Below are 24,711 nucleotides of genomic sequence, written 5' to 3'. Positions count from 1 at the left end.
TTTGAAGGTCTTAATATTTAGACAGAGCCATATATAAATATGGCTTTTATATTGTTATAATAAATTATATTGAACATATGCGAAACGAAAGTAATAGTAAACGCTGGAATGAAATAAAGACTAATGACTCTTGGGCGATTTTTAAAATCATGGGAGAATTTGTTAATGGTTATGAGAAATTAAGTAAAATAGGACCTTGTGTTTCTATTTTTGGATCTGCACGTACTAAACCTACTCACAAATTTTACAAATTAGCAGAAGAAGTCGCTACGAAAATAGTAGATCACGGTTATGGAGTTATTACAGGTGGAGGACCAGGTATTATGGAAGCTGGTAATAAAGGAGCACACATTGCAGGTGGAACCTCTGTTGGTCTTAATATCGAATTACCTTTTGAGCAACACGACAACCCTTATATTGATAGTGATAAAAGCTTAGATTTTGATTATTTCTTTGTAAGAAAAGTAATGTTTGTAAAATACTCTCAAGGTTTCGTTGTTATGCCTGGCGGTTTTGGAACTTTAGATGAATTATTTGAAGCGATTACCTTAATACAAACGCACAAAATAGAATCATTTCCTATTATTTTAGTGGGAACAGAATTTTGGGGAGGCCTTATGGATTGGGTAAAAACTACATTGCTAGATGCAGGAAACATTAGCGAAAAAGATTTAGACTTAATTCATCTTGTAGATACTCCTGATGAAGTTATTTATATTCTTGATGATTTCTACAAAGAGTATGATCTTAGTCCAAACTTCTAAGAAAACCATGTTTTTTTTTCTGAAGAATCCTTCAACGCTATGGCACGTGCTATTATTTTTTATTATATAAGTAAAAGATATAAAGTGAACTGCGAGTGTCAATTAAAAACAATAGGAACAACCACATGAAAAAGAAAAACTTAGGTTTTTTTATAATTGCTTTATTCACTTTAACCTCTATTTCTGCACAAGAAACGGTTAAAGTGATGTTTTATAATTTATTAAATTATCCTTTAGAAGATGCAGTTCCTAATCGATTAACAGACTTGTCTTATATCCTTTCTGATTATGAACCCGATTTGTTTTTAGTATGTGAGCTTAACAATAGCACAGGAGCTAACGATGTCTTAAATACAACAAAATCTGCTATTAATTCAAATTTTGAAATGGCGACTTATGTTTCTAATACGTCAGATGATACTTATGGTGATCAAAATGATTTACAAAACCTATTATATTACAATAGCGCAAAGTTTAGCTTGGAAGAAGAGATAATTGTCCCTACTTATTTAAGGGATTTTAATGTGTACCGCCTTCAACTAAAAACTATTGACCAAATCATTAGCCCAATAGATATATATGTCATTGTTTGTCATTTAAAAGCCTCTAGTGGCACTGCAAACTCACAAAAGCGTTATGAAATGGTTTTAGATTTAGAAACGTATCTCAACACCTTGCCCACAGACGCTAATGTTTTACTAGGAGGCGATTTTAATGTATATACGTCTAGTGAAGATGCTTTTCAAACCTTAATAAGTGACAGCAATGCTATTACATTTATAGATCCAGCAAATCGCGTTGGTAGTTGGCACAACAACGCTAGTTATGCTGATGTATTTACACAATCTACACGTACACAAACAGGCATGGGAGGCACCACAGGAGGATTTGACGATCGTTTTGATTTTATGTTAACCTCTGAAAATATGCTAAGTGAAGCTGGCCTAACTTATGTGCCAGATTCTTACGAAGCCTATGGTAATAATGGTTTAGTATCTTGCTGGAATCAATCTATTAATTCTTCGGAATGTGAAACCACAGGGTCTAAATTTTCGTATACCTTAAGAGACCATTTACATAATTTTAGTGACCATCTTCCTGTAACGTTATCATTAGAAACGGATGCTACGTTTTTGAATGTGGATCAATTTCAATTAGCAACTGGCTTTAGTTTAGATGCGACACTTATAAACCAAAAACTGTTTGTTACGATTAATAACATTGACTTATATAATGAAACATTAATTATCTCTAATAGTTTAGGGCAACAAGTAAAATCATTTCAATTGAATTCTGATACAAAACAACATATTGATGTTTCTGATTTACACGATGGTTTATACTATTTAACCACATCTCGCCGTTATACTAACCCTTTAAAGTTTATAATTCTCTAGTTGAACAAGCACCTTATTATAACCGTCCTTTTTATGATTTTTAGCTACACTCTTGTAGCTCAAAACACTATGACTATTACTGCAGATGTTCATGTAGAAACCAAAACTATTACTATTGAGCAAACCATTGTTTATAAAAATGAAACAAATGATGTACTCAGTACGATTTACCTTAATGATTGGAACCATAGTTATTCTACAAAATCGACTCCATTAGCCAAACGTTTTGAAGAAGAATTCAGTACTAAATTCCATTTAGCAAAAGACGAAGAACGTGGATTTACTAAGGTGACTTCGATTAAAAATGAGAATGCTACTACTTTAAATTTCGACCGCTTAGAAGCACATCCTGATGTTATAAAAGTGGATTTAAAAAAACCGTTACAAGCTGGTGCATCTTACACTTTAAACCTTAACTATAAATTATTAATACCAAACGCTGATTTTACCGATTATGGCGTTTCTAAAACTAATGATTTCAACCTGAAATATTGGTATATTACTCCAGCTGTTTACAACGGAAAATGGCACTATTATAGCAACAAAAACTTGGATGATTTATTTATTCCTAAATCCGATGTAACCCTTAGTGTTACACATCCAAGAAACTATAAAGTAACGTCTGAACTCAATTTTAATTCAGCAACGATAAATACAGAAAACAATACGCAAACCACTATTTTGAGTGGAAACAACCGTATAGATACGTTTCTCTCGTTGAATAAATTCCCTTTATATAATTTTGTACAGACCGACGACTTTATAATAGTTTCTGATATCCAAGAAAAAGGACTTCCTGGACCTTCTAAAGCATTAATTACGGATAAGATTACAAGATATCTAACAAAACATCTTGGCAATTATCCGCACAAACAATTATTAGTAACCTCTCTTGATTACCAAAAAGATCCGCTTTATGGTCTTAATCAATTACCGCCATTTTTCCGTCCTTTTCAGGAAGACTTTCAATATGAATTAAAACTTCTTAAAACGGCATTAAAAAAATATCTCGATAACATTTTATTACTTAACCCAAGGAAAGAACATTGGTTAAGTGAAGGGCTTCAAGTGTATTATTTAATTAACTACGTTGAAGAAAATTATCCAGACATGAAACTTTTAGGGACCTTAGCAGATGTTTGGGGTATTCGATCTTTTCACGCTGCAGATTTAAAATTTAATTTTCAGTACTATCTGTATTCTATGGAAATTGCTAGAAAAAACAGAGATCAACCTTTAACCACATCCAAAGATTCCTTAACCAAATTTAATGCTAACATCGCTGGCAAATACAAAGCGGGTTTAGGTCTTAATTATTTAGATCAGTTTACGGATGATATAAGTCTAACAGATAACATCACAGAGTTTTTACAAGCTAATCAGTTAAAATCAGTCTCGCTAGATGATTTTGAAACCTTTATTAGTTCTAAAACTTCAAAAGATATTCGTTGGTTTTTTACAGATTATTTAGACACTCGAAAAAAGATAGATTTTAAAATCTCATCGATTGAAACCTTAAAAGATTCCTTAAAGCTAACCATAAAAAATAAGCGAGATAATACCATGCCTATTTCGCTTTTTAAATTGAAAAATGATTCGATTATTGGAAAATTATGGGTAGAAAATATACAAGGTACAGAAACCATAACGTTACCAAAAGATAGTACAGACACCTTTGTTTTAGATTATAATAATGTTATCCCTGAATACAATCAGCGCGATAATTATAAGGCTGCAGAAGGTTCTTTCCTTAATAACAAACCGTTACAATTAAAATTATTTAAAGATATTGAAGACCCAAATTACAATCAGATTTTCTTTATGCCGCTGGTAGAGTTTAATAATATCTATGATGGTTTAACATTAGGCACCAAGGTTTATAACAAAACACTTTTAAGAAAGCGTTTAAACTATCGTTTTTCTCCTCAGTACGCTACTAAATCTAGATCACTAACAGGTTCTACGTCTATATATTACACACATAATATTGAAAACAATAATCTTTATGATATTACGTATGGCATTAACGCAGGCTACCAATCCTTTGCTAATGATGCCTTTTTTACAACCATTAGACCTTCACTTAGTTTTAGCTTTAGGGATGATTCCAATTTTAGATCCCCTCAAACAGATCAAATTTTAGCTAGATATGTTAGTATTTCTAGAGAAATTGGTGAGGACGCTACAGTTCCTTTAGACGAAGAAGAACCCGATTACGGAGTCTTTAATTTAAGATATACACATTATAACCCAGGAGTTATTAATTATTCAAAATTTTATACTGATATTCAGGTAGCCAATAAATTCAGTAAAATTTCATTTAATTACGAATTTAGAAAACTCACTCATAGCAACCGAAATATTAACTTTAGGTTTTTTGCTGGTGTATTCTTAGATAACCGTTCTGACCTTAGTTCTAATTATTTCAGCTTTGCTTTAGACCGACCAACAGATTACTTATTTGATTTCAATTATTTAGGTCGATCGGAAGCTTCTGGGTTATTTAGTCAACAAATAATAATTGCAGAAGGAGGGTTTAAATCGAAGTTAGCCACTCCATTTGCAAACCAATGGATGACGACTGCTAATTTTAGCACATCTATTTGGCGATATATTCAAGCTTACACTGATGTTGGATTGGTAAAAAGTAAGTTTACAAATCCAAAATTTGTGTACGATTCTGGTGTCCGATTAAACCTTGTTGAAGATTATTTTGAAATCTACTTCCCTATTTATTCTAATCTTGGCTGGGAGGTTGGTCAACCAAACTACGATCAACGTATTCGCTTTATGTTCACAGTAGACCCACAAGTACTACTGGGTCTATTTAGACGAAAATGGTATTAACAAATTCTTATTGAAAAGTTAAAAAAATCGATTTTTCTAAAGTATTCTTAGTAAATTATTTATTTTACTGAGAATATCACAATACTATAACGTGACTTGACCTTGCATTAAATTTTATTTTTTTGTACTTTCGCAAGACCTAAAAAGTGCTTTTATGAAGACGATTCCTAACACCAAAACAGAGATTACATTTGAAGATTTTAAAACAGAAGTTTTAAACGACTACAAACTAGCTGTAACTAGTCGTGAATGTAGCTTACTTGGTCGTAGGGAAGTTTTAACAGGAAAAGCTAAGTTTGGTATTTTTGGTGATGGAAAAGAAATTCCGCAAATCGCCTGGGCAAAAGCTTTTAACGATGGTGATTTTAGGTCTGGTTATTATAGGGATCAAACTTTTATGATGGCTATTGGCGAACTTACAATTGAGCAATTTTTTGCCGGCTTGTATGCTAATACCGATATTAAGGACGAGCCTATGTCTGCTGGTCGCCAAATGGGCGGGCATTTTGCTACACACAGTTTAGATGAAAATGGCCAATGGAAAAACCTTACGGAACAAAAAAATTCTAGTGCAGATATTTCTCCAACAGCAGGACAAATGCCAAGACTTTTAGGTTTAGCTCAAGCCTCTAAGATTTATAGAGAAGTAGATGGTATTGATACCACTAAATTTTCTAAAGAAGGTAATGAAATTGCTTGGGGAACTATTGGTAATGCCAGTACAAGTGAAGGGTTATTTTTTGAAACCATAAATGCGGCAGGTGTTTTACAAGTACCAATGGTTATTAGTATTTGGGATGACAATTATGGAATCTCCGTACATGCCAGACATCAAACGACAAAAGAAAATATTTCAGAAATATTAAAAGGTTTTCAACGTAACGAAGACGATAAAGGTTACGAAATATTTAGAGTGGATGGTTGGAATTACCCTGAATTGATGGATACTTACCAACGTGCTGCTAAAATTTCGAGAAATGAACATGTACCTGTAATGATTCATGTTCAAGAATTAACACAGCCACAAGGGCATTCTACCTCTGGATCTCATGAACGCTATAAAAATCAAGATCGTTTAAAGTGGGAAGCAGAGTACGACTGTAATGTACAAATGCGCCTATGGATAGTTGAAAACAATATTGCTACAGACGAAGAACTAACAGCAATTGAACGCACCATAAAAAAAGAAGTTAGAGAAGGTAAAAAAGCTGCTTGGGCAGCATGTATAAATCCAATTATAGCAGAACGTAAAGTAGCACTTAACCTGTTAGAGGAATTAGCTACATCTAGTCCTAATGGTGTTTTTATTACGAAATTAAAAAACGAATTAGAAGGTTTTGACGAACCTCTAAGACGAAACATACTTACTGCCACAAGAAAAGCATTACGCTATGTGGTTTCTGAATCATCTTCAGAAAAAATGGCACTTCAAAACTGGATTACAAATTACATTGAAACCATTCAACCAAAATACAGTTCACACCTTCATAGTGAATCCAAACAAAGTGCTTTAAATCAAAAAGAAATCCTTCCAACCTACGATGCTAATGCGGAAGATGTGGATGGACGAGTGGTATTACGCGAAAATTTTGATGCGCTGTTCACTAACTATCCCGAAGCTTTAATTTTTGGTGAAGATGCTGGCTATATAGGAGATGTTAATCAAGGATTAGAAGGGCTTCAAGAAAAACATGGTGCCCTTAGAGTTTCAGATACAGGTATTAGAGAAGCCACTATTATAGGTCAAGGTATTGGAATGGCAATGCGAGGTTTAAGACCTATTGCTGAGATTCAATATTTGGATTACATTATGTACGCCCTTCAAATAATGAGTGATGATTTAGCTACGGTTCAATACAGAACAAAAGGACGCCAAAAAGCACCTTTAATTGTAAGAACACGTGGTCACCGATTAGAAGGTATTTGGCATTCTGGTTCACAAATGGGAGGTGTATTGAATTTAATTAGAGGAATTCATGTATTGGTACCAAGAAACATGACTAAAGCTGCTGGTTTTTATAATACACTATTAGACAGTGATGAACCTGCTTTAGTTGTAGAATGTTTAAATGGTTACCGACTAAAAGAAAAATTACCAAATAACATAGGTGAATTTAAAACACCAATTGGAGTTGTAGAAACGATTAGAGAAGGTGAGGATATTACGTTGGTATCATACGGTTCAACATTGCGTTTAGTAGAAAAAGCAGCCAAAGAATTACAAGTGGTTGGTATTGATGCCGAGATTATTGATGTACAATCGTTATTGCCTTTTGATTTAAATCATGATATCGTAAAAAGTATTGCCAAAACGAATCGCGTTATGGTGATTGATGAAGATGTTAAAGGAGGAGCATCTGCGTATATTCTTAATGAAATTCTAAATACACAAGATGCATTTCAGTATTTAGACAGTACACCAAAAACGTTGGCTGCAAAACCACACCGACCAGCTTATGGAACTGATGGTGATTATTTTTCAAAACCATCTGCGGAGGATATTTTTGAAGCCATCTATGAGGTTATGCATGAGTTGAGTCCTGCAGATTATCCAAAACTGAGATAATAAGTCACTAAAATTATAATAACAAAAAAAACCTTCCATTAAAAATTGGAAGGTTTTTTTTGCATGACATTGGTCATAATAATTATATTTAAAACTTTATATCTTTCATTTCAAACTACTAACAGACAATATATGCTGACAAAGGAGATTCTAAATACATTTAAAAAACAAACCGATTTAATCAATTATGTTAAAGACAATGCACATGAAAATCCCATTTTTAAAAGTGCACTAGAAAAGTACGAATACGAACAAGAATTACTTCCCTTACAAGCAGAACTTGTAGATTTTCAACATTGGGTACAGAAAGAGAACAAAAAGATTGCTATAATTTTTGAAGGTAGAGATGCTTCAGGTAAAGGTGGAACTATAAAACGGTTTATAGAGCATCTTAATCCAAGAGCACGACGCGTTGTTGCTTTAAATAAGCCTACTGAAATAGAAAAAAAACAATGGTATTTTAATAGATATATCAAGGAATTACCAAATGCTGGAGAAATCGTGTTTTTTGACAGAAGTTGGTACAATAGAGCAGTTGTTGAACCTGTGATGGGCTTTTGTTCTAAAGATCAATATAAACGCTTCATGATTCAAGTACCAGAATTTGAACATATGCTTTATGAATCTGAAACGATTATCATTAAATTTTGGTTTTCTGTGTCTAAAGAAGAACAACAACGTCGTTTTGAAAAGCGCTTAAAAAATGCGCTCAAAAAATGGAAATTTAGCCCTGTAGATGAAAAAGGTCAAGAACTTTGGGATGAGTTTACAACTTATAAAAACCAAATGTTCTCTAGAACTCATAATTCCTTTAGTCCATGGGTAGTAATAAACTCTAATGACAAAAAACTCGCACGATTAGAAAGTATTAAATACGTTTTAAGCTTGTTTGATTATGATAACAAAGGAAGTAACTGTAAAGCCCTTCTACCAGATCCGAATATTGTACAACGCTACTTTAGGAACACTGCTCAAATAGACCAATAATAAAATTCACTTTAACAATGACAGAAAAAAATTTACAACTTCTTAATAGTAAAAAGGGAATTGAAGCCTTATTACGTCAAAAACAACTTAATATAGAAAAAACACTTAATAATATTAAGTACGAAAGGCGTCTCGAAAAACTTCAAGAAGAAATGTTAATTCTTCAACAATGGGTAGCACAGAACAATAAAAAAGTAATCATTCTTTTTGAAGGACGTGATGCTGCAGGAAAAGGTGGCGCCATTAGAAGAATCATTCAACATTTACCACCTCGTGCTATACGTGTAGTAGCTTTACCAAAACCAAATGAAACTGAAATGGGGCAATGGTACTTTCAGCGTTATATAAATAGATTACCAAATGAAGGTGAGATTGTGTTTTTTGACAGAAGTTGGTATAATAGAGCGGTTGTAGAGCCTGTTAACGGATTCTGTACCACCAAAGAATACACTATTTTTATGGATCAGGTGAATGAGTTTGAAAAAATGATACAAGACTCAGGAATATTTTTACTCAAACTTTATTTTTCTATTACGAAGAATGAGCAAGAACGTCGATTTAAAGACATTGTAAGTACACCTATAAAAAAATGGAAATATAGCGATGTTGATAGACGTGCGTTATCTCTTTGGGATGACTACACAAAATATAAGGAGGTTATGTTTAAAAAAACACAGGTTGCAGCACCTTGGAAAATCATAAAAGCAAACCGTAAAACAAATGCTAGAATTACTGCTTTTGAATATATTTTGAAAAAAATTCCTTATGAAACCAAAGATTTAGAAAACATAAGGCATAAATCAATGAAAAAGTTATTAGATAATTAGAGCCCATCAAAACTTGGTATCATAATTTATAGAAGGCATTTTTTTGCCTTCTATTTTTTTTAGCATTAATTTTATAACATGAAGATTGAATCTATTGTCACCATAAAAAAAGAATTAAAACACCTCTCTCAAGAAGAGCTGTTGGAATTGTGTTTACGTTTAGGAAAATTCAAAAAAGAGAACAAAGCACTCCTCACCTATTTGTTATTTGAATCTCATGACGAGGATGGTTATATCGCAAGTGTAAAATCTAGTTTAGACACCTTGTTTGAAGGTATTAATACGGATAGTTATTTCTACATGAAGAAAACTATACGGAAGATTCTGAGAGAGATTCGCGTATATAGTCGTTATTCATTGAAGAAAACTACCGAAGTAGAACTCCTACTCTATTTCTGTGAGCAAATGAATGAACTAAAGCCTTCGATTCATAGAAATGTAACCTTGAGTAATATATATGAACGCCAGATTCTTTCTGTTAAGAAAAAGATTAAAGTTTTGCATGAAGATTTGCAGTACGATTACAATTTACAGTTGGAAAACCTGGAACGCTAAGATAATCTTGCCAAGACGCAGAGACGCAAAGTTCAATTGAAAATAATTACTGTGACTGTAACTAAAACCTAAAAAACCACATCATAGAGACACATAGCAATTCACGATGAATACCAATGAATTACCAAAACTGCCAAATGAACACTACCTACTGCTTATGTGTCTTCTTACTTCCTTCGTACATTTCGTATTTTACTAGCCTTGCTTCAAGTTTTGCATTAAAAACTTTTATCTTTCTAGATGGTCTTAATCCTACTGATTTTAAAGCTTCAAGATTAGACGTAATTAACCAAGCATCGGTTCCTGGATAACCATGTTTTAATGTTGTTCCAATATTACCATAGAATTCTTCCACATTCAAATTTTCTAAACGCTCACCATAAGGAGGATTAAAAACCATGTGAAGTTTTTCGTGACCCGATTTTTGAGTTTTAAAGAAATCTTCATGCTGAATATGCACAAATTCATCTAAATGCGCATTTTTTATGTTCTCTTTAGCTTTAACAATTGCTGATGGAGACTTATCATAACCAATTATTTTATGATGAAAATCGCGCGTTTTCTTTAAGAGTGAATCTTCAATTGTTTCAAACAATTCTACATCCCAATCTTCCCAACGTTCAAAACCAAATTCCTTTCGCATTAAGTTTGGTGGAATATTACAGGCAATCATTGCCGCTTCGGCTAACATTGTTCCTGATCCACACATCGGATCCATAAAATCAGATTGACCATCCCAACCACTCATCATGATTAATCCAGCTGCCAAAACTTCATTTATAGGCGCAATATTTGTTGCTGTTTTATAACCACGTCTGTGTAACGATTCGCCAGAAGTATCTAACGAAATTGTACAACGTTGACGATCTATATGAACGTTAATTTTTAAATCTGGAAAACGCAAATCCACATCCGGACGTGTACCATCAATATCTCTAAAGCGGTCTACAATAGCATCCTTTGTTTTTAAAGCGGTGTATAGCGAATGGGTAAATACGCTATTATGCACTGTAGCATCAACAGCCAAAGAACCTGTAGATTTCATATACTCTTCCCATTTCATATTCTTTACATTTTTGTAAAGATCCTCCTCCTTCGTCACTCTAAAGGAATGAATCGGTTTTAGTATTTTTATAGCGGTTCTAAGTCCAAGATTAGCTTTATACATAAAACCTTTATCGCCTTCAAACGTCACATTTCGCACTCCTTTCACCACTTTCATGGCACCAAGTTGCGTGAGTTCTTTTGCTAATATATCTTCGAAGCCAAATAAAGTTTTGGCTAACATCTTGTAATTATCTTCCATAAGTTCCGTCAAATAGATTGCAAAAATACAGTATTTTTGCAGCATGACATCCTAAAATTTCAATAGGACGCGTCATTACGAAATTTTGAAGCTAAGTTGTAGCAGTCCATATTATGAATAATGGGACGACAAAGCGCATTGCCTTAGTAATGATAACTAATAATTTTAATTAAAGCGACTCCCATTTTCACAGGAGATAATTATGACTAAACCAACTAAACAATGGTACGCCTCGTGGTTTGATACTCCGTACTATCACATTTTATACAAAGACAGGGATTATACAGAAGCTCAAACCTTTATGGATAACCTAACCAATTACCTTAATATTCCAGAACATGGTAAGATTCTAGATTTAGCTTGTGGAAAAGGAAGGCATTCGGTGTATTTAAATTCTTTAGGTTACAATGTTACAGGAGTCGATTTATCGGAACAAAGTATTGCGCATGCTAAAAAATTTGAAAACAAAACACTAAAATTTGATGTTCACGACATGAGTAAACCTTATCCAGATACGTTTGATGCTGTGTTTAATCTGTTTACAAGTTTTGGTTACTTTGAAGATGAAAATTGTAATCTTGAAACCATTAAATCAATTCAGGCAGAATTAAATGAGTTTGGATTTGGGGTTATTGATTTTATGAACACCAATAGCGTTATTGATAATTTAATTGCCGAAGATGTAAAAACTGTTGAAGGGATTGATTTTTATCAAAAACGATCAGTGAAGGATGGTTATATTATAAAAGATATTAGTTTTGAAGCTGATGGTGAGAAATTTGAATTTCAAGAACGTGTAAAGGCGTTTACACTACAAGATTTTGAAACGCTTTTTGAAAAAGCTGGAGTGTATTTGTTAGATGTATTTGGTGATTATAAATTACATAAATATCACGCTAAAACATCGGAACGTATGATTATGATTTTTAAGTAAACTGCATGACTAGTTATTTACTACCATTACTTGCCGTTGTTATAGGTGTTGTTATTGCTTTTCTAACTAAAAAGCAAAAGTCGTTTTACACCAAATTACTTTTATCTTTTAGTGGTGCCTTTTTATTAGCATTAACACTTTTTGATTTATTACCAGAAGTCTATCATCACATTGACGCAAAGCTTACAGGTTTGTATATTATGTGCGGTATTTTGCTTCAAATTATTTTAGAGTTCTTTTCTAAAGGAGCTGAGCATGGTCATGTTCATATTCATAAAAACGACACCGATTTTCCTTGGTTGCTTTTTATAAGTCTTTGTATTCACAGCTTTTTAGAAGGTTTTCCTATTCACCAGCACAACGATATGGTGTATGGAGTTTTAATTCATAAAATCCCTATTGCTATATTAATCACGTCATTTCTGTTACAGGCTAGCTATAGTAAAACAAAAATTATTGGGTTCTTGGTTGTCTTTGCAGCGATGACACCTTTAGGTACTTTTATTTCTAATCATGCTAGCTTTATGGCAACTTACGTCGATGTTATTAATGCGTTTGTAATAGGTATCTTTCTTCATATTTCTACCACCATTTTGTTTGAATCTGGTGAAGGTCATAAATTTAATTTATCTAAGTTAGTGGCTATTTGTTTGGGTATATTAATCGCATATTCTATTTAAAATGTTCTCTAAAGAAGAAAGCCGACTATTACGACAAGAGTTTTGGACCAGTTTCGGAAAATCATTTCCGAGAAAATGGGTTTTATATGACACCAAAATTAAAGGCTTTTCGTTTAAATTTCATTTTGATAATAAATCGGCATTAATCGCATTAGATCTTGAAGATGATTTAGAAAACCGTATTAACTATTGGGAGAAGTTAACCGCTTTAAAAGGTATTCTAATTAGCGAATACTTACCAGATGCTATTTATGACGAAGAATATTTTCTAGATAACGGCAAAGAGATTTCGCGCATTTACTTACCATTAGAACAAAAAGTATCTATTCACAACAAAAATACATGGCGAGATGTTATGGAGTTCTTTAATAAAAACATGTCATTATTTGAAGCCTTTTATGAAGAGTATCAAGATATCATAAAAGATTAGAATAATATTTACAGTTCCTATTTTAGAACACAAATAGTTTAATTACATCGTCTTAAATCAAGATTTAAAGCATTCGATTATTGCTTTTAAGAAAATTTTAAATCATCTCTTGTTGGTAATATTAATCTATTAGTATAGTTTTGTCCACTGAAATGAAAACCGCTTTCAAAACATATTTATCTTTATTTTTTGTTTTAGTACTAAACGTATTCGCTAGTTTACAAGCCAATAACGTTATAAGTTCTATTTCAGAAGTTGCTGCATGTTCTAATCTTAATGCATCCAAAGTTTCAATTGAAAGCACGGATAGCAATGCAACTGCTAATTATAGTCCGTTAACTAAAGATACTGATAAAGATTTACTTTTTGATATCATTGAAATTAGCGAAGGAGAAGAAGACGAATTATCTTCTAGGTATAAAGCTTCTTTTAAAGATTATTTAGAGATTCTCTTAATTTACGCAAAGCTTTTTGAGAATGCTTCTGACCTTCAAAAAAATAATTATCGCCCTCAAAGCGCAATTAATGATCCTAGTCTTAGACTTCATATACAATTCCAAGTTTTTATAATCTGATAATACTTTAACAGACCTCACTTCTATACGTCTGTTTATAATTTAGAGCTTCAGAAAAACTCTAAAAAACATCATTCCTACTTTGGTTTGATTCCATTATTATATCATTTTATAAAATATTTAAACACGTGAATATCATTAAGAAAACAACCGTTTTCACAGGATTAGTTATGCTTTTATGTTTAGCTAGCTGTGAAGAACACAAAGAAGAAAAACATGAAGTCGTAACCTTTTTGGTTACCAATCCTGTAAAAAAAGACACTTCTATTACAAAGGATTATGTGAGCCAAATCCATTCTATCAGACATATTGAATTACGAGCGTTAGAACGTGGCTACTTAAAAAACATTTATGTAGACGAAGGTCAACACGTTACCAAAGGGCAACGCATGTTTCAGATTATGCCAAACATTTACCAAGCAGAATTACAAAAAGCAAAAGCAGAATCTAACGTTGCGGAAATTGAACTTACAAATACACAATTATTAGCCGATGGTGATGTGGTTTCACCAAATGAGTTGGCAATGGCGAAAGCTAATTTAGACAAAGCCAATGCTGAAGTATCTTTAGCACAAACCCACTTAGGTTTTACAAGCATAAAAGCCCCTTTTGATGGTATTATGGATCATCTAGAAGCAAGAGAAGGAAGTCTTTTAGATGAAGGGGAATTACTTACAACATTATCTGACAACAGTAAAATGTGGGTTTATTTCAATGTTCCTGAAGCTGAATATCTAGATTACATTATGAGTGATGCTAAACAGAACAACAAAGATGTTGAACTTTTAATGGCGAATAATAAGCGTTTTAATCAGAAAGGTATCGTAGAAACTATTGAAGGAGAATTTGATAGTGAAACCGGAAACATTGCTTTTAGAGCGACTTTCCCAAATCCGGATGGCATTTTAAGACATGGTGAAACCGGAAGCATTTTAATGAGTGTGCCTTACAAAGGTGTTGTTATTATACCACAAAAAGCTACGTTTGAAATCTTAGATAAAACTTATGTTTTTGTGGTAGATAAAGATAACGTGGTTCACCAAAGAGAACTAACCATTGGAGCTGAGTTACCTCATTTATTCATTGTAGATAAAGGCTTATCAGAAAACGATACCATATTACTTGAAGGTATTAGAATGGTGAAAGACCAAGAAAAGATTCATACTAAGTTGGTAGATCCTACTACAGTATTATCTAACCTAGCGCTTTACGCAGAGTAAATCTCATTTAATCTACAAACATCATGTTTAAAAAATTTATAAAAAGACCCGTCTTGGCTATTGTCATTTCGGTGATCATTATATTTATAGGTGGCCTTGCTATAAAGCAATTGCCTATATCTCAATTCCCACAAATTGCACCTACAACGGTCAATATTTTTATCGCTTATCCAGGTTCTAGTGCAGATGTGTTGGTAAATTCAACATTAATTCCTTTAGAAACTGCGATTAATGGTGTGCAAGATATGCGTTACATTGCTTCCGATGCTACAAGTGCTGGTGAAGGAACATTACGTGTCATTTTTGAACCAGGAACCGATCCTAATGAAGCCGTCGTTAGGGTAAAAACTCGAGTCGATCAGGTGATGCCTTTGTTACCAGAATTGGTACAACGTGAAGGGGTTATTATTACACCTGTTCAGCCAAGTATGTTAATGTACGTTAACCTATCGAGTGAAAATAAAGATAACGACGAAAAGTTTTTGTACAACTATGCTTACACTAAGATAATTCCAGAAATACAACGTATCAATGGTATTGCAAGTGCTCAGATTTTAGGAAGTCGAAAATATGCGATGCGTGTATGGTTAAAACCAGACCGAATGCGTGCTTATAATATTTCTGCAGAAGAAGTCTTAGAAGCCATGGAAGATCAAAGTATTTTGGCGAGACCTGGACGTTTAGGTCGTAGTTCTGGACAAACTGCTCAATCTCTAGAATATGTATTAACCTATCAAAACAGATACAATGAACCAGAACAATATGAAGAAATTATTATTAAAGCCAATAAAGAAGGCCAAATTGTAACCCTTGCCGATATTGCTGATGTTAAGTTAGGAAGTGAATTTTTTGATATTTACTCTAACCTAGACGGAAAGCCTTCAGCCTCTATTGTTTTAAAACAAACCTTTGGTAGTAATGGTAGCGATGTTATTGATGCTGTAAAGGAAAAATTAAATGAACTAGAAGTCGATTTACCACCAGGAGTTGATTTTCAAATTAGTTATGATGTTTCTAATTTCTTAGATGCTTCAATCGATCAAGTTATACACACTTTAAGAGATGCTTTTATTCTTGTTGCCATTGTGGTATTCTTATTTTTAGGAGATTGGCGTTCCACATTAATTCCTATTATTGCCGTTCCTGTGTCCTTAATTGGCGCCTTTTTTGTGATGCAAATGTTTGGGTTATCTATTAACCTTATTACACTTTTTGCCTTAGTATTGGCTATTGGTATTGTGGTGGATAATGCCATTGTGGTCGTAGAAGCCGTCCATGTAAAAATGCACGAAGAAAACCTCACACCATATAAAGCCTCTTCTGAAGTTTTAGGTGAAATTGGAGGTGCTATTGTTGCTATTACTTTGGTTATGGTTTCTGTATTTATTCCAATTTCGTTTATGACAGGTCCTGTTGGTGTTTTCTACCGACAGTTCTCAATCACTATGGCTGGTGCCATCGTTATTTCAGCCATTGTAGCATTGACATTAACGCCTGTACTTTGTGCTATGTTGTTAAAAAATAACCATGGTAAAAAACGCACGTCTCCATTAGATAAATTTATTGATTGGTTTAACGGAGGTTTCGATAAACTAACAGGTGGTTACGTTACAATTTTAAATAAAATAGTAGCAAGACGCTTCATCACTTTCGGAATATTAGCGGCATTCTGTGCTGGTATTTTCTTTACAAATGAAGTATTGCCAGCCGGATTTATTCCTAATGAAGATCAAGGAATGATCTATGCCATTATTCAAACACCACCTGGTGCCACTCTAGAGCGTACAAATGAAGTAGCTAAGAAACTTCAAAAAATATGCGAAGATACTGAAGGTATACAGTCCGTTTCTTCTTTAGCGGGTTATGAGATTATGACTGAAGGACGTGGATCTAACGCTGGCACCTGTTTAATTAACTTGAAGTCTTGGTCTGACCGTGAGCATTCTGTTCATGAAATCATGGAAGAGCTTGAAGAGAAAACCAAAGACTTAGGAGCAATCATAGAATATTTTGAACCACCTGCAGTACCAGGATTTGGATCTTCTGGAGGATTTGCCATGCGATTGTTAGACAAAACAAACTCTACAGATTATCATCATTTTGAGAGCGTGAATAATGAATTCATGGAAGCTTTATCTGAACGTGAAGAACTCACAGGTTTATTTACATTCTTCTCGGCAAATTATCCGCAATACGAATTGAAAATAAACAATAAAATTGCCATGCAAAAAGGGGTTACCATTGGTAACGCTATGGAAAACCTTAATATTTTAATTGGTAGTACATATGAGCAAGGATTTATTCGTTTTGGTCGTTTCTTTAAAGTGTACACGCAAGCTGCACCAGAATACAGACGTTTACCAACAGATCTTGAGAAGTTATTTGTAAAAAATGAAGAAGGTGAAATGGTACCATATTCTGCTTTTATGAGTATTGAAAAGAAATTAGGACCCAACGAAATTACACGTTATAACCTTTACAACTCAGCTTCAATTAGAGGATTGCCTGCACCAGGTTTTACTAGTGATGATGCTATTAAAGCGATAAAAGAAGTTGCTGTAACACAATTGCCAAAAGGTTATGATATTGCTTGGGAAGGTTTAAGTTTTGATGAAGCCCAGAGAGGTAACGAATCTATTTACATCTTCTTAGTGGTACTCATCTTTGTATACTTTGTACTTGCTGCACAATACGAAAGTTTCTTATTGCCTTTAGCTGTTATTTTATCCTTACCAATTGGTGTTTTTGGATCGTTTATAATGTTAAAAGGCATGGGATTAGCCAACGATGTTTATGCGCAGATTGGCGTGATCATGCTAGTTGGTTTACTCGGTAAAAATGCCGTGTTAATTATAGAGTTTGCGGTACAAAAACAGAGGCAAGGTGCTACTATTTTAGAAGCTGCAATTGAAGGTTCTAAAGCCCGTTTTAGACCAATTTTAATGACATCGTTTGCTTTTATTGCAGGATTAATTCCGTTAATCATAGCTTCAGGTGCAGGTGCTATTGCTAATAGAACTATTGGTAGTTCTGCCTTAGGTGGTATGCTAATTGGTACACTTGGAGGTGTTTTAATTATTCCTGGGTTGTATTACATTTTCGCTAAAATGGCAGAGGGTAAAACACTGATTAAAGATGAAGCTAGCGAGCCTATTTCAGAAGAAATGATGCGTGTTAGTGAAACTAAAAATCAAAGTGAAGCTAATGCCGAAAAAATTAATAAGCTCACAAAGCTTTTCAAAAAATTGGGTAAAAATAAAAATGATGAATAATATAAAAAAGATAAGAAAATCGCAACTATTTAGTGTGTTCGCTTTACTACTACTCTTTTCTTGTGTGCCAATGCAAAAGGCCATAAGAGAAGAAAACAAAGCCGTACCTGACCAGTATACAAATGAAACTTCAGATTCCACTAATACAGCCAATATACAATGGAAAACGTTTTTCTCTGATCAAAAATTAGTCGCTTTAATTGATACGGCTTTGGCCAATAACCAAGAGCTTAATATTATGCTACAGAAAATTTCGATGGCAAATAATGAAGTCAAGGTTAGAAAAGGGGAATATTTACCTTTTGTAAATGTCTATGCAGGCGCTGAAGTGGAAAAAGTTGGAGAATACACTAGAGATGGTGCTGTAGAACATAATTTAGATATTCGTGAAGGCGAAGAATTTCCTGAGCCTTTAACTGATTTTTCTGTAGGCCTAGATGTTTCATGGGAACTCGATGTTTGGAAAAAACTACGTAACGGTAAAAAAGCGGCCGTTTTAGAATATCTAAGCACTATTGAAGGTAAGAATTTCATGGTGACCAACATCGTTTCGGAGATTGCAAATTCGTATTACGAGCTTTTAGCTTTAGATAATCAGTTAAACATTATAGAGCAGAATTTAGAGATTCAGAAAAATGCTTTAAAAATGGTAAAATTGCAAAAACAAGCCGCTAGAGCAACACAATTAGCTGTTAGACGTTTTGAAGCTGAAGTTTATAAAAACCAAAGCAATAAATTTGAAATCCGCCAAAGCATTGTAGAAACTGAAAATAAAATCAATTTTCTCTTAGGTCGTTATCCACAGACCATCGATAGAGATTCTGATGATTTTATTGAGCGTCCTATTGATGCCATTGAAGCTGGTATTCCTGCTCAACTTTTGGCAAACAGACCCGACATTAAACAAGCAGAATATGAATTAGCAGCTTCCAAGTTAAATGTTAAAATAGCCAAAGCGAACTTCTACCCTTCTATAGGGATTAAAGCTGGTGTTGGTTTGCAAGCTTTTAAAACAAAGTATTTAACCAGCACACCAGAATCGGTTTTGTATTCGTTAGTTGGAGATATTGTAAGTCCTTTAATAAACAGAAATGCAATTAAAGCAGAATACAGCAATGCCAACAGCCGACAATTGCAAGCGGTTTTCGAATATGAAAAGGCCATTTTAAATGGTTACATGGAAGTGGCTAATGAGCTTTCTAATATTAATAATTTAAAAGAAAATTATGATTTAAAAGCCAAACAAGTGAATGCCATGACAGAAGCCATTGAGTTGTCTATTCAGCTTTTTAAATCTGCCAGAGCAGAATACACAGAAGTGCTACTCACACAAAGAGAAGCTTTAGATTCTAAAATTGAAATTATTGAAACCAAAAGAGACCAATTCTTGGCGAACGTAAAAGTTTACCAAGCCTTAGGTGGTGGATGGAATTAGTTGAAGAGTGCCCTGAATCTGAAAGCCATTTTGCAGCAATGTAGAGTGGCTTTCTTTTATTAATTAAACGAGTTTTAAAATTAGTGTAGCGCTTCTTCCTTCTTATATAAAGTAAAACTGGTGATAACAACCTGTTTAATTAATTGCTTCGGTAAGTGCTAATTTGGAAAATTCTTTCGGAATTTTTTCGCGTAAGTTTTTGTTTACTAAATTAGGCGCTTAACCACCAACTAACCATTTTTAATAACGTTACCAACACTATGAAAAAATCCGTATCCTCATGCTTTTTAATGCTATTTATTTTTTCGTTTATGTCTTGTAAAAGTCAGGAAAATAAAAAGTCTGAATTAATTCAAACACCAAAATCGTTTAAAATTCTTGATGAAAAAGAAGGAGATTTAGATAAAGATGGTATTTCTGAAAAAGTTATAGTATACGATACTGAAAAAGAAACGGATATGGGAACGGAAAGGCAAATATACATTTACAAAAAGAACCATAACAAATGGGAATTGTGGAAAAAATCAGTTGGAGCCATATTAGCAAGTCAACACGGAGGAATGATGGGAGATCCTTTTGAAGGAATTTCCATTGATAGAAATTGTATTGTAATTAATCATTCAGGAGGCGCTCGTCAAAGATGGCATTATACGCATAAGTTTAGGTATCAAAGCGATTCTTTTCAATTAATAGGAGTTACAGTAAATTTTGGTTCACCCTGTGATAATTTCTTTAATTTTGATTATAATCTATCAAACGGTAAGATTAATTATGAACAAGAAACAAGCGATTGTATAAATAAAAGCTCAAAAATTGAGAAAAAAGAAATAATAAAAAAACTCAAAACGTTGCCGAATATGGCTAACTTTTATCCTGGAAATAATAAATTCACCTTTCCGAATTCTGATACTATAATTTATTATTAAATAAAATACTGTTGGTAACAAACAAGTAAAAATGAATTACCAAAACACATTATAGGATTAAACATCCATAACCAACAATAGATAAAGCATTGCAAAAAACAAAAAAACGAAAACTATTAGTTTTCGTTTTCAGGTTTTATAAATTCCGATTGATATTTCTCTAGAAAATTCTTTTGCCTTTCAAGCATTTGTTGTCTTATCTTGTCTAGGTTCATAAAATCATTTCCAAAATCACTCCCAAAAAAATCATCATTAAAAAAATGTTTACTAAAAAGTGAATCTTGAGAAAACACGTCCTCAAACCCTTCATTTTTAAAACTAGAGAAATTAGTAAAAAATCGCGATTTAAATGTTTGCATTAAACTGTCTTTTTCTTCAAAAGAAAGCCCCTCCAAATCATCTGATGACGACCACGAATAGATACTATCATAACGAATTAAATTTCCTTCAGCGTCAAATTCTTTATCGACCTTCCAACTACCCTGTGGCTCTATTTTGTTAGCTTTATCTTGCGTTTTTACGCTAGCTTCATTAGACTTATCATGCTGTCCACTGCAACTCGTGCCTAAAAAAAGCATCATTAAAACAATTAGCTTTTTCATAATAATATGATTTAAAATTAAACAGACTTATATTAAAATGAGGCCGAAAAACAGCCTCATCGTTAAGATTTTAAACTACTAAAAAATAGGATTAAGAAATTTGGATCTTTCTGGCAGGTTTTTGCTTTGCCTCCTCTTTTTTAGGAAGATGAATATTTAAAAGTCCTTCGTTATAACTAGCTTTAATTTTATCTTCTTCTACAGTTTCTGGTAAACTAAAGGTTCTCTTAAACGACGAATATCCAAACTCGCGACGTGTATAATTTTCACCTTTCTGTTCATTTTCTTCGCTCTTCTCCGTAGAAATTGATAAAACTTGGTTATCAATGTCAATATTAAAATCTGATTTCTTTAAACCAGGAACCGCCATTTCTACTAAATAAGCATCAGCCGTTTCTTTAATATTTACTTTTGGTAAGGTCATTCCAGTATTAAAATTAGAATTAAATACTGAAGGCAAATCTCGATTAAAAATTTCATCCAACCAGTTAGACCATGTTGGGAAGTTTGTATCTGAATCTGTCTTTACTAAACTTCCGTTTTTAGGAACACTTACTAAATTGTTCATAATATAAAAATTTAAGTTAAACATTATTTCAAACTTGAAACCGCTATTGATTTCGTTGAAGTATATACAAATTAAATACCAAAACGAACAATTCTTATTTTTAAGAAAATTTTACAAAAATAAATGTCAAACTTACAGAATTATCGTCATTTTTTCAGATCTTAAAATGTCAAATTGACATTTCAAGTTAACACGACACGCATCCACTAAACTTACTAAGAAACACATTATTATGCCTCCTTATTTTTTTCTTCATTATATAATGTAGGCAAACTAATCTTATAACGTACAGCAACCAAACGAATGGTAATAACAACAACACCCACTATTACAAACAAGATATGTCTATCTTCAAAAAACTGTAGTAATAAGAAATAAGTCAATCCACCTAAAATGCAAGCCGTTGCATAGATTTCTTTTCTAAAAATCACAGGGATTTCATTACATAAAATATCTCTTAATACACCACCAAAACAAGCGGTCATTGTCCCCAAAGAAATACAAACTAAGGGATGCAAACCTGCTATAAGTCCGGTTTCTATGCCAACAACCGTATAAAGTGCTATCCCTATCGTATCAAATAAAAATAATGACTTTCTAAGGTAATTAATTCGTTTTCTAAAAACGACTGCAAATGCAGCTGAACTCATAATAACATACACAAAGGTCATATTTTTCATCCATGATACAGGCTCAATCCCAATCATTACGTCACGTAAAGTGCCACCTCCAACAGCTGTAACAAAAGCAATAATAAGCACACCAAATGGATCCATCCGTTTATTCATAGCAACCAATGCACCTGAAATGGCAAAAGCAATAGTTCCTAATATATCTATAAATTGAAAAAACATGGGTTTAATTAATTTTTATTATTCGTGCGAAGGTAGGAATCTAATTTAAAATGAAATATGATTCTCTGAAATCTCATAACGCATTTGGGATAAGCAATCCACTCACTTTTTCCGAAAAATAAAAAGTGGTTCTCTGAGATCCCAAAACCAGTCTGGGATAAGCGATTCACTCACTTTTTCCGAAAATGAAAAAGTGATTCTCTGCTTACATATTCTGAGTGTAGTAATTATAATCCTTTATAACAGTTGCCACAAAATCTACAGGTTTTTCATTCGTTTCTATTGCCATAATTTTTAATAAACGATGGTGTAAATTCAGAATAATATTATGATGTCCGTTTCTAATTGCATCATCATATAAATTTTTCACAGTTTGCATATCACTATCATTTAACACCGTAACCTGGCTGTAAGTTGGTATATAATCTACTGGAACATCTTTAATAAGCGTATCATGAATCGTTAGCAGCTGTTTTTCACTAATTACTGTTGTACCAGCAGCAATATCTCCCAAACGCTGTCCATTGCCTTTAAGTAAAATAGTAAAAGCGGCAACACCTCCAGATGTTAATGCAACATCTACAATACGTAAAATCCAACGCACAAAATAATTAGAAAAACTAGGCTTTGAGCCATCAAGTTTTACGACTCTAGTTTTCATCAACATTTTACCAACGGTTTTACCATTCATAAATGTTTCGAGCAATACATAATATAAAAATGCAGGCAAAGACACCAATAGGTAAATCGCCCAAGTATCTCCCATATCCAAATTCAAAGTCGTTAAAAGGAGTATTGCAGCTATAGTATACAATAGAATAATAGCGCTATCTATAAGGTAACCAAGCATTCTATCGCCAATACTAGCAACATTTTGATTAATCCCTACATTTTGGGCCGTTTCTATTTGAAATTCATCCATATTTTCTTTTCTTTGAAAGTCTAAAAGGGAATATAATGCGCGAGGCAGCTTTTGTAAAGCAAAATAAAGATAAATGGTTAGAATTTGAAAACATTCTTACAAATAAAACGCAAATTGATCCTGATTTACTTTCTGATCTATATATTGAAGTCACCGATCATTTAAGCTACGCCAAAACCTTTTATGCGAATAGTAATACCGAACGCTATTTAAATCAATTAGCGTCTAACGCTCACCAAAGTATTTACAAAACGAAGAAAGAACCTAAAAACAGACTTATTTCTTTTTTTAACACCGAGTTCCCTACGCTATTCTATCAACATCATCGCGAATTGCTTATTGCTTTTTTAACGTTCACCCTTTTTGTTATTGTAGGAGCATTTTCTGCTGCTAGCGAAGATGATTTTGTAAGATCTTTTCTTGGAGACGGTTACGTTAACATGACGATGGACAACATAGAAAAAGGAGATCCCATGGCTGTTTATAAAAAGCAAGGCGAATTCCACATGTTCCTTGGTATAACGCTTAATAATATTAAAGTGGCGTTGTTTGCTTTTGGTTATGGTATTTTATTAGGTATCGGCACCTTATACATTATGATGCAAAATGGTATTATGTTAGGTAGTTTTCAATACTTTTTTTACGAACAAGGTTTATTATGGGAATCTGCACGTACCATTTGGATTCATGGAACAATTGAAATATCAGTGATTATTATTGCTGGTTGTGCTGGTCTCGTTATGGGAAATGGCATGCTCTTTACAGGGACTTTACCACGATTAGAAGCTTTTAAACGCGGAGTGATTAACGGCTTAAAAATTCTAATGAGCACCATCCCCTTTTTTATAATCGCAGGATTTTTAGAAGGCTTTGTCACCAGACATACAGAAATGCCAGATTGGCTCGCCATTTTAATTATTACCAGTTCTCTAGCTTTAATCCTATTTTACTACGTAATTTACCCTATTCAATTAAACAGAAAAATAAAACAAGATACAGCATCTAATAATACTATAGAGCTTAACCTAAACCCAACTAACTAAA

Annotated in this window: 21 protein-coding genes; 16 read left to right on the top strand and 5 right to left on the bottom strand. The window is 33.2% G+C overall.

Annotation, left to right across the window (positions count from 1 at the left end; genetic code table 11):
* Positions 1-77 precede the first annotated feature (77 nt).
* The 7 genes from HM992_RS10100 to HM992_RS10070 all read left to right on the top strand — a co-directional run bounded on the left by HM992_RS10100 (position 78) and on the right by HM992_RS10070 (position 9,943).
* Positions 78-764, top strand: coding sequence for an LOG family protein (locus HM992_RS10100; RefSeq protein ID WP_179319574.1), 687 nt, complete (start codon positions 78-80; stop codon positions 762-764).
* A 125-nt stretch (positions 765-889) separates the two neighbouring features.
* On the top strand, positions 890-2,161 hold the full coding sequence (locus tag HM992_RS10095; protein ID WP_179319573.1) for an endonuclease/exonuclease/phosphatase family protein: 1,272 nt from the start codon (positions 890-892) through the stop codon (positions 2,159-2,161).
* Positions 2,162-2,194: 33 nt separating this feature from the next.
* Entirely contained in the window at positions 2,195-5,008 is a 2,814-nt protein-coding gene (locus HM992_RS10090; RefSeq protein ID WP_179319572.1) for a gluzincin family metallopeptidase, read from the top strand.
* A gap of 154 nt (positions 5,009-5,162) precedes the next feature.
* A complete protein-coding gene (locus HM992_RS10085) occupies positions 5,163-7,574 on the top strand; it encodes an alpha-ketoacid dehydrogenase subunit alpha/beta (RefSeq protein WP_179319571.1) in 2,412 nt (803 codons plus the stop codon).
* Between the two features lie 132 nt (positions 7,575-7,706).
* Positions 7,707-8,561, top strand: a complete 855-nt coding sequence (gene ppk2 / locus HM992_RS10080) for a polyphosphate kinase 2 (protein ID WP_179319570.1) — start codon at positions 7,707-7,709, stop codon at positions 8,559-8,561.
* A gap of 17 nt (positions 8,562-8,578) precedes the next feature.
* Positions 8,579-9,388: a polyphosphate kinase 2 gene (ppk2, locus tag HM992_RS10075; RefSeq protein WP_179319569.1), complete on the top strand. Its 810-nt coding sequence runs from the start codon at positions 8,579-8,581 to the stop codon at positions 9,386-9,388.
* A 78-nt stretch (positions 9,389-9,466) separates the two neighbouring features.
* Complete coding sequence (locus HM992_RS10070; RefSeq protein ID WP_178984859.1) at positions 9,467-9,943, top strand: hypothetical protein; 477 nt, start codon at positions 9,467-9,469, stop codon at positions 9,941-9,943.
* A 148-nt stretch (positions 9,944-10,091) separates the two neighbouring features.
* Here the strand turns inward: HM992_RS10070 and HM992_RS10065 are convergent, their stop codons facing one another.
* Positions 10,092-11,249 carry a THUMP domain-containing class I SAM-dependent RNA methyltransferase gene (locus tag HM992_RS10065; protein WP_178984858.1) on the bottom strand — a complete coding sequence of 386 codons (1,158 nt, stop codon included), beginning with the start codon at positions 11,247-11,249 and terminating at the stop codon, positions 10,092-10,094.
* Positions 11,250-11,451: 202 nt separating this feature from the next.
* On the opposite strand from HM992_RS10065, the gene HM992_RS10060 reads away from it, so the two are divergent.
* The 8 genes from HM992_RS10060 (at position 11,452) to HM992_RS10025 (ending at position 20,721) form a co-directional block, all read left to right on the top strand.
* Positions 11,452-12,183 carry a class I SAM-dependent DNA methyltransferase gene (locus HM992_RS10060; protein ID WP_179319568.1) on the top strand — a complete coding sequence of 244 codons (732 nt, stop codon included), beginning with the start codon at positions 11,452-11,454 and terminating at the stop codon, positions 12,181-12,183.
* Positions 12,184-12,188: 5 nt separating this feature from the next.
* Positions 12,189-12,863 carry a ZIP family metal transporter gene (locus HM992_RS10055; protein WP_178984856.1) on the top strand — a complete coding sequence of 225 codons (675 nt, stop codon included), beginning with the start codon at positions 12,189-12,191 and terminating at the stop codon, positions 12,861-12,863.
* A 1-nt stretch (position 12,864) separates the two neighbouring features.
* The gene (locus tag HM992_RS10050) at positions 12,865-13,293 is read left to right on the top strand and encodes a DUF4268 domain-containing protein (protein WP_179319567.1); all 429 of its coding nucleotides are present in this window, start codon (positions 12,865-12,867) and stop codon (positions 13,291-13,293) included.
* A 152-nt stretch (positions 13,294-13,445) separates the two neighbouring features.
* Positions 13,446-13,868: a hypothetical protein gene (locus HM992_RS10045; RefSeq protein WP_179319566.1), complete on the top strand. Its 423-nt coding sequence runs from the start codon at positions 13,446-13,448 to the stop codon at positions 13,866-13,868.
* Between the two features lie 137 nt (positions 13,869-14,005).
* The gene (locus HM992_RS10040) at positions 14,006-15,088 is read left to right on the top strand and encodes an efflux RND transporter periplasmic adaptor subunit (RefSeq protein ID WP_179321069.1); all 1,083 of its coding nucleotides are present in this window, start codon (positions 14,006-14,008) and stop codon (positions 15,086-15,088) included.
* Positions 15,089-15,111: 23 nt separating this feature from the next.
* The gene (locus HM992_RS10035; protein ID WP_179319565.1) at positions 15,112-18,360 is read left to right on the top strand and encodes an efflux RND transporter permease subunit; all 3,249 of its coding nucleotides are present in this window, start codon (positions 15,112-15,114) and stop codon (positions 18,358-18,360) included.
* Positions 18,353-19,795 (top strand): TolC family protein, encoded by a 1,443-nt coding sequence (locus HM992_RS10030; RefSeq protein ID WP_179321068.1) that lies wholly within the window; start codon positions 18,353-18,355, stop codon positions 19,793-19,795. The genes HM992_RS10035 and HM992_RS10030 overlap by 8 nt, the downstream gene beginning before the upstream one ends.
* 260 nt (positions 19,796-20,055) lie before the next feature.
* Positions 20,056-20,721 (top strand): hypothetical protein, encoded by a 666-nt coding sequence (locus HM992_RS10025; RefSeq protein ID WP_179319564.1) that lies wholly within the window; start codon positions 20,056-20,058, stop codon positions 20,719-20,721.
* Positions 20,722-20,837: 116 nt separating this feature from the next.
* On the opposite strand, the gene HM992_RS10020 is transcribed toward HM992_RS10025, so the two are convergent.
* From HM992_RS10020 to HM992_RS10005, 4 genes are all read right to left on the bottom strand, one after another.
* Positions 20,838-21,323 (bottom strand): hypothetical protein, encoded by a 486-nt coding sequence (locus HM992_RS10020; protein WP_179319563.1) that lies wholly within the window; start codon positions 21,321-21,323, stop codon positions 20,838-20,840.
* 91 nt (positions 21,324-21,414) lie between these two features.
* Complete coding sequence (locus tag HM992_RS10015; RefSeq protein ID WP_178984850.1) at positions 21,415-21,891, bottom strand: Hsp20/alpha crystallin family protein; 477 nt, start codon at positions 21,889-21,891, stop codon at positions 21,415-21,417.
* Between the two features lie 230 nt (positions 21,892-22,121).
* A complete protein-coding gene (locus HM992_RS10010) occupies positions 22,122-22,745 on the bottom strand; it encodes a trimeric intracellular cation channel family protein (RefSeq protein WP_178984849.1) in 624 nt (207 codons plus the stop codon).
* A gap of 205 nt (positions 22,746-22,950) precedes the next feature.
* On the bottom strand, positions 22,951-23,667 hold the full coding sequence (locus HM992_RS10005) for an RDD family protein (RefSeq protein WP_178984848.1): 717 nt from the start codon (positions 23,665-23,667) through the stop codon (positions 22,951-22,953).
* A gap of 35 nt (positions 23,668-23,702) precedes the next feature.
* Here HM992_RS10005 and HM992_RS10000 point away from each other — a divergent pair, with 35 nt between their 5' ends.
* On the top strand, positions 23,703-24,710 hold the full coding sequence (locus tag HM992_RS10000; protein WP_179319562.1) for a stage II sporulation protein M: 1,008 nt from the start codon (positions 23,703-23,705) through the stop codon (positions 24,708-24,710).
* Position 24,711 lies beyond the last annotated feature (1 nt).

This window comes from Winogradskyella helgolandensis, assembly GCF_013404085.1.
GTDB classification, from domain to species: Bacteria; Bacteroidota; Bacteroidia; order Flavobacteriales; family Flavobacteriaceae; genus Winogradskyella; species Winogradskyella helgolandensis.
The sequence above is the reverse complement of the archived record's forward strand: the minus strand, read 5'-3'. Positions and strand labels throughout refer to the sequence as shown.

Bases quoted from the DNA above. Each gene is read 5' to 3' on its own strand.
- HM992_RS10045 (WP_179319566.1), top strand. From the start codon at position 13,446: ATGAAAACCGCTTTCAAAACATATTTATCTTTATTTTTTGTTTTAGTA.
- HM992_RS10095 (WP_179319573.1), top strand. From the start codon at position 890: ATGAAAAAGAAAAACTTAGGTTTTTTTATAATTGCTTTATTCACTTTA.
- HM992_RS10015 (WP_178984850.1), bottom strand. From the start codon at position 21,891: ATGAACAATTTAGTAAGTGTTCCTAAAAACGGAAGTTTAGTAAAGACA.
- HM992_RS10025 (WP_179319564.1), top strand. From the start codon at position 20,056: ATGAAAAAATCCGTATCCTCATGCTTTTTAATGCTATTTATTTTTTCG.
- ppk2 (WP_179319570.1), top strand. From the start codon at position 7,707: ATGCTGACAAAGGAGATTCTAAATACATTTAAAAAACAAACCGATTTA.
- HM992_RS10070 (WP_178984859.1), top strand. From the start codon at position 9,467: ATGAAGATTGAATCTATTGTCACCATAAAAAAAGAATTAAAACACCTC.
- HM992_RS10030 (WP_179321068.1), top strand. From the start codon at position 18,353: ATGAATAATATAAAAAAGATAAGAAAATCGCAACTATTTAGTGTGTTC.
- HM992_RS10085 (WP_179319571.1), top strand. From the start codon at position 5,163: ATGAAGACGATTCCTAACACCAAAACAGAGATTACATTTGAAGATTTT.
- HM992_RS10050 (WP_179319567.1), top strand. From the start codon at position 12,865: ATGTTCTCTAAAGAAGAAAGCCGACTATTACGACAAGAGTTTTGGACC.
- HM992_RS10035 (WP_179319565.1), top strand. From the start codon at position 15,112: ATGTTTAAAAAATTTATAAAAAGACCCGTCTTGGCTATTGTCATTTCG.
- HM992_RS10100 (WP_179319574.1), top strand. From the start codon at position 78: ATGCGAAACGAAAGTAATAGTAAACGCTGGAATGAAATAAAGACTAAT.
- HM992_RS10000 (WP_179319562.1), top strand. From the start codon at position 23,703: ATGCGCGAGGCAGCTTTTGTAAAGCAAAATAAAGATAAATGGTTAGAA.
- HM992_RS10090 (WP_179319572.1), top strand. From the start codon at position 2,195: ATGATTTTTAGCTACACTCTTGTAGCTCAAAACACTATGACTATTACT.
- HM992_RS10020 (WP_179319563.1), bottom strand. From the start codon at position 21,323: ATGAAAAAGCTAATTGTTTTAATGATGCTTTTTTTAGGCACGAGTTGC.
- HM992_RS10065 (WP_178984858.1), bottom strand. From the start codon at position 11,249: ATGGAAGATAATTACAAGATGTTAGCCAAAACTTTATTTGGCTTCGAA.
- HM992_RS10005 (WP_178984848.1), bottom strand. From the start codon at position 23,667: ATGGATGAATTTCAAATAGAAACGGCCCAAAATGTAGGGATTAATCAA.
- HM992_RS10055 (WP_178984856.1), top strand. From the start codon at position 12,189: ATGACTAGTTATTTACTACCATTACTTGCCGTTGTTATAGGTGTTGTT.
- HM992_RS10060 (WP_179319568.1), top strand. From the start codon at position 11,452: ATGACTAAACCAACTAAACAATGGTACGCCTCGTGGTTTGATACTCCG.
- ppk2 (WP_179319569.1), top strand. From the start codon at position 8,579: ATGACAGAAAAAAATTTACAACTTCTTAATAGTAAAAAGGGAATTGAA.
- HM992_RS10010 (WP_178984849.1), bottom strand. From the start codon at position 22,745: ATGTTTTTTCAATTTATAGATATATTAGGAACTATTGCTTTTGCCATT.